Genomic DNA, 5,225 nt, shown 5'->3' on the forward strand with positions numbered 1-5,225 from the left:
CGCAGCCTCGTTGCACTCGGCAGCTCCTACGGGTCAGTGGTTGTCGATCCGCTTCATCTGGCCTCGTTCATACCGCGGATACAGATGGCTGACACTGCGAATCAGCTCGTACCGACTCAGGCTGATCCCGGCAAAACGCTGGGGAATGGGGCTGCGGATCATCTCGGCCATGTCGTCGCCACGGGCCGCGCCGTCGCGCATCAGTTGGTCGAGCCAGCCGAGGTAGTCGCGCATTTGCAAGAAAGGCCGGGCATCGCTCGCCACTGGACCATGGCCGGGTACGATCTGCTTCCACTGCAGGCTTTGCAGGGTGTCCAGGTCCTCGAGCCAGACCTCAAGCCCTGGGCTGTTCGGCGTGGTCAGGGCCCGTTCGTAGAACACCAGATCGCCGGCAAACAACACGCCGGTGGTTTCATCGAGGATCGCCAGGTCCGCCCCGGTGTGCCCGGCCAATGCCAGCAGACGCAACGAATGGTTGCCGACCTTCAGCGGCCCGGGAACCAGCACTTGGTTTGGTAACACCACTTCGGTGCCACGCATCCAGTCACCGACCAGCCGGTACATGTTCTCCGCCATGGCATCGCCCTGCTGGCGCAACAAGTCGGTGGTGCCCGCCAACGCGCCGATGGAGACGTCGCTGAAGGCCTGGTTGCCCAAGACATGGTCGGGGTGATGATGGGTCAGCAACACCTGGACCACCGGCTTATCGGTGGTCGCGGCAATCGCCTGGCGCAAGGCCTGCCCGTAGCGCCGGGACGGGCCGGTGTCGATGACCACCACGCCGGCCTCGGTGACAATGAAAGCAGTGTTGACGATGTTGCCGCCGTTGGCCTTGGCAAAATTGTCCGTGCTGCCTTCCAGCAGCCAGGTGCCTTCGGCGATCTGCCGGGGCTTGAGTGAATAGTCCGCTGCGGCCCATGTCGGCAAGCACAGGCCGAGCCAGATCAGCAACAACCAACGCATGGCGCGCTCCTTGTGGTCAGGGGACCGTTGCCTCGAATTCATTGCCGCTGTTGTCACGCAACAACAGGCGGACCTGTCCGGGCCCTTGAATATCGAAGCTCAGGTTGGGGTTTTCACTGACGGCCGCAAAGAGCTCCAGGCGCGCCAGTACCTGGCCGTCGGCGTCCAGCAACTGCGCCTGATTGAGGTAAAACTCCGGGATGCCGCTGACCAGCCCATTGTCCATCGGGTGGGCCACTTGCAGGCGCAGGCGACTGTCTTCACCTCGGGGGTAACGGGCTCCCAGCACTTGGCCCAGGTGTTCTTCCCAGCCCGGCTGGGTGCGCACCACGCTTGGCGCGGTGCAGCCGCCACCGGCTGCGTCGATCAACGTCGAGCCGACGTGCCACAGGCCGTCACGGGTCTGCACGGCGGCGCGCAACGGCGTGGCCTGTTCGATACGAATGCGGATCGCCAGCCAGGGCAGCACCCGATCCCCCGGCTGGAAGTCGACAATTTTGGGCAGCGGGTTCAGTTCGGCCCAAACCAGCATGCGCACCACGTCGCCGGTGAACGCGCGGGCATCGATTTGCAGCGGCACCTGGCGCGCATCTTCGGCAAAAGGTGGCGCCAGCAAGCGGACCCGCTCGTCGAAGACGAAGGGCGCCTCATTCAGCAGTTGTTTGTGATAGAAGGCCCACATCACCGAGGGCACCGGGTCCTTCCCGGTCTCGAGCGCTGTCGCCGTCAACGGCAGGCAGCACAACAGCAGACCCAACGCTCGCCAGTTCATCCCTGCGCTCCTATTGATACATGTCGGGCACTTCGTAACGCAGGCCGTAATGGGCGTAGATGGTTTTGATACTGCCGTCGCGAATCAACCCTTCCAGCGCTTCTTCCACCGCATAAGCCAACTGGCGGTTACTCTCATGCACCGCCATGCCGATTTCCCAGCGTTGCTTGCCCATGTTCGGGTAAGCATTTTCGGCCAATGCCAGTTGCGGATCGGCCGCCTCATGCAGTTGCCAGTCGATCTCCCCGCGCATGGCCATGACCGCGTCGACCTCCCCGGCCCGCATGGCCTTGAACGCCTGGCCTACGCCGGGGAAGTGATGGGTCTTGGCGCTGAGCATGCCGTTGAACACCGAGGTCAGGTAGAACGACGGCACGCTGTCGACCTCGACGCCAATGGGGTGCTGCTGGAACACCGCGACACTGGCGACGCTTTCCAGTCGTCGTTGGTCGTACGCCACTTGCCAGCACTCTTGCTGATAAGGTCCGAACATGGCGACCTGGGCATTTTCCAGTTCACCGATGTCGTTGCGCTTTTGCACGTAGTCGCGGTCGTAGGGCACGCGCATCATCAGGTCGGCCAACTGCCGACCATGCAGCGCGCTGCTGCGCCAGATGTAATCACGCAGGTCGTCATCGAGCTTTTCGCCGGGCGGTGCCCAGATCAATCGCAGACGCACACCAAGGGCTTTGGCCAGGGCCTGGGCCAGCTCCACGTCCACGCCCCGGGGCTGGCCATGGTCTTCGAAGCTGTAGGGGGCGAAATCCTTGTACACCGCCACTTTCAGTTCGCCGGCGGCGATCATTTCGTCGTAGTTGCGCACCTGCGCCTGTACCGTCTGACCACACAGCAACAGGCTGCAAAATATCCACGCGAGCAGGCGCATGGCGATCACTCCTCGACGTGCACGCTGTCAAGATACGTGCGCACCGCCCACAAGGCTTCCTGGCTCAGGTAGTCGGCCATTTTCGGCATGTAGACCCGGCCATCACGCACCGCACCATGGCGCACGCGCTCGACGAACCACTCGTCGCCGACTTCGGCGGCGTCGAGCATGCGCAGGTCTGGGGCGATCCCGCCAGACTTGGCTTCCAGGCCATGGCAGGCCGCACAGTTCTGGTTGTAGGCCGAAGCGCCGATTTCCACGGCCCTGTCACGCTCGGGCGAACCCCGGTACGGGTTTTGCGCTGCCCAACCGTCCGCATCCAGCGGTAAGCCGGTGTCCTTGACCGGGGTCAGACCCTTGGTTTCCACCGCCTGGGGCACCACGTCGCCATGGGCCCATACGGAACCTGCGCCGGTCAGCCCTATCAGCAATGCGGTAGCGATGATGGCGTTGCGTTTTGTTGTCATTGTTATGCCCTCTGGATTGCACGCAAGACCTCCTTACAGAAGCCGTGCCGTCATCTTAGGAAGCACCTCGCCCCAGCCGAATGCTGCTTTGGTGGCCGCGATCTAGTTCCTTGGTAGCGGGTCATCCGGTGCGGTTCGCAAAGACAACCGGTTCGGGAAGTCTTCCCGGCAAGGGCGGGACTTTTTCCGTATCGGTACAGCCCTGGCGCGACCCAACCTAGTCAGGCCAAAACCTCACTGGGAAATCCCACCATGACAATAAAAACGCTACCTGCCCTCTCTTCCCTGACCGTTGCCTTGCTGCTGGCCGGCAGCCTGTCCCTGAGTCCGCAGGCGAACGCCGCCGTCACCTGGGAAGACATCGCCAACGACCACCTCACCACCCAGGATGTGCTGCAATACGGCATGGGCACCAACGCCCAGCGCTGGAGTCCGCTGGCCCAGGTCAATGACAAGAACGTGTTCAAGCTCACGCCGGCCTGGTCTTATTCATTCGGCGACGAAAAGCAGCGCGGTCAGGAGTCCCAGGCCATCGTCAGCGACGGCGTGGTCTACGTCACCGGCTCATATTCGCGAGTGTTCGCCCTCGACGCCAAGACCGGCAAACGCCTGTGGACCTACAGCCATCGGCTGCCGGACAACATTCGTCCGTGCTGCGATGTAGTCAATCGCGGCGCGGCCATCTACGGCGACAAGATCTATTTCGGCACGCTGGATGCGCGGGTGGTCGCGCTGAATAAAAACACCGGCAAAGTGGTGTGGAACAAGAAGTTCGGCGATCACGCGGCCGGCTACACCATGACCGGTGCCCCAGTGCTGATCAAGGACAAAACCAGCGGCAAGGTGCTGTTGATCCATGGCAGTTCCGGGGATGAGTTCGGCGTGGTCGGCCAGTTGTTCGCCCGGGACCCGGACACCGGTGAAGAGGTCTGGATGCGGCCTTTCGTCGAAGGCCACATGGGCCGTCTCAATGGCAAGGACAGCACGCCGACCGGCGATGCGAAAGCACCGTCCTGGCCCGATGACAAAACCACCGAGACCGGCAAGGTCGAGGCATGGAGCCACGGCGGCGGCGCGCCTTGGCAGAGCGCCAGTTTCGACCCCGAAACCAACACTATCATCGTCGGCGCCGGCAACCCGGGGCCATGGAACACCTGGGCGCGCACCGCCAAGGATGGCAACCCGCAGGATTACGACAGCCTCTACACCTCCGGCCAGGTGGGCGTCGACCCAAGCACTGGCGAGGTGAAGTGGTTCTATCAACACACGCCCAACGATGCCTGGGATTTCTCCGGGAACAACGAGCTGGTGCTGTTCGACTACAAGGACAAGGACGGCAAGCTGGTCAAGGCCACCGCCCACGCCGACCGCAACGGTTTTTTCTACGTGGTGGATCGCAACAACGGCAAGCTGCAGAACGCCTTCCCTTTCGTCGACAACATCACCTGGGCCAGCCACATCGACCTGAAGACCGGCCGTCCGGTGGAAAATCCCGGCCAGCGGCCAGCCAAGCCACTGCCGGGCGAAACCAAGGGCAAACCGGTGGAAGTCTCGCCGCCCTTCCTCGGCGGCAAGAACTGGAACCCCATGGCCTACAGCCAGGACACGGGATTGTTCTACGTCCCTGGCAACCAGTGGAAAGAGGAATACTGGACCGAAGAAGTGAACTACAAGAAAGGCTCGGCCTACCTGGGCATGGGCTTTCGCATCAAGCGCATGTATGACGATCACGTCGGCAGCTTGCGGGCGATGAACCCCACCACCGGCAAGGTGGTCTGGGAGCACAAGGAAGCCTTGCCGCTGTGGGCCGGGGTGCTCGCCACCAAGGGCAATCTGGTGTTCACCGGCACCGGCGACGGCTTCTTCAAGGCCTTCGACGCCAAGACCGGCAAGGAACTGTGGAAATTCCAGACCGGCAGCGGCATCGTCTCCCCGCCCATCACCTGGGAGCAGGACGGCGAGCAATACATCGGCGTGACGGTCGGTTATGGCGGCGCCGTGCCGTTGTGGGGTGGCGACATGGCCGAGCTGACCAAACCCGTGGCCCAGGGCGGGTCGTTCTGGGTGTTCAAGATTCCAAGTTGGGATAACAAGGTGGCCCGCCAATAACCCTTGTGGGAGCGAGCCTGCTCGCGAT

5 protein-coding genes are annotated in these 5,225 nt (G+C 62.7%); 1 reads left to right on the forward strand and 4 read right to left on the reverse strand.

Features of this window, described 5'->3' with window-relative positions:
- Positions 1-33: 33 nt before the first annotated feature.
- From HU811_RS24530 to pedF, 4 genes are read right to left on the reverse strand one after another with little or no spacing between them, the layout of a single operon-like run.
- Positions 34-963, reverse strand: coding sequence for a quinoprotein relay system zinc metallohydrolase 1 (locus HU811_RS24530; RefSeq protein WP_186658585.1), 930 nt, complete (start codon positions 961-963; stop codon positions 34-36).
- Positions 964-979: 16 nt separating this feature from the next.
- Positions 980-1,735 (reverse strand): quinoprotein dehydrogenase-associated SoxYZ-like carrier, encoded by a 756-nt coding sequence (locus tag HU811_RS24535; RefSeq protein WP_092398655.1) that lies wholly within the window; start codon positions 1,733-1,735, stop codon positions 980-982.
- A gap of 10 nt (positions 1,736-1,745) precedes the next feature.
- Positions 1,746-2,621: a substrate-binding periplasmic protein gene (locus HU811_RS24540; protein ID WP_186658586.1), complete on the reverse strand. Its 876-nt coding sequence runs from the start codon at positions 2,619-2,621 to the stop codon at positions 1,746-1,748.
- A gap of 5 nt (positions 2,622-2,626) precedes the next feature.
- Positions 2,627-3,088, reverse strand: coding sequence for a cytochrome c-550 PedF (pedF, locus tag HU811_RS24545; protein WP_092398659.1), 462 nt, complete (start codon positions 3,086-3,088; stop codon positions 2,627-2,629).
- A gap of 252 nt (positions 3,089-3,340) precedes the next feature.
- Here pedF and exaA point away from each other — a divergent pair, with 252 nt between their 5' ends.
- Complete coding sequence (gene exaA / locus HU811_RS24550; RefSeq protein ID WP_186658587.1) at positions 3,341-5,197, forward strand: quinoprotein ethanol dehydrogenase; 1,857 nt, start codon at positions 3,341-3,343, stop codon at positions 5,195-5,197.
- The last annotated feature ends 28 nt before the right edge of the window (positions 5,198-5,225 follow it).

This window comes from Pseudomonas tehranensis, from assembly GCF_014268615.1.
In the GTDB taxonomy this organism is placed as follows: Bacteria; Pseudomonadota; Gammaproteobacteria; order Pseudomonadales; family Pseudomonadaceae; genus Aquipseudomonas; species Aquipseudomonas tehranensis.

What these genes read in the sequence shown, in the direction of transcription:
- pedF (WP_092398659.1), bottom strand. Translation starts at nt 3,088, where the DNA reads ATGACAACAAAACGCAACGCCATCATCGCTACCGCATTGCTGATAGGG.
- exaA (WP_186658587.1), top strand. Translation starts at nt 3,341, where the DNA reads ATGACAATAAAAACGCTACCTGCCCTCTCTTCCCTGACCGTTGCCTTG.
- HU811_RS24530 (WP_186658585.1), bottom strand. Translation starts at nt 963, where the DNA reads ATGCGTTGGTTGTTGCTGATCTGGCTCGGCCTGTGCTTGCCGACATGG.
- HU811_RS24540 (WP_186658586.1), bottom strand. Translation starts at nt 2,621, where the DNA reads ATGCGCCTGCTCGCGTGGATATTTTGCAGCCTGTTGCTGTGTGGTCAG.
- HU811_RS24535 (WP_092398655.1), bottom strand. Translation starts at nt 1,735, where the DNA reads ATGAACTGGCGAGCGTTGGGTCTGCTGTTGTGCTGCCTGCCGTTGACG.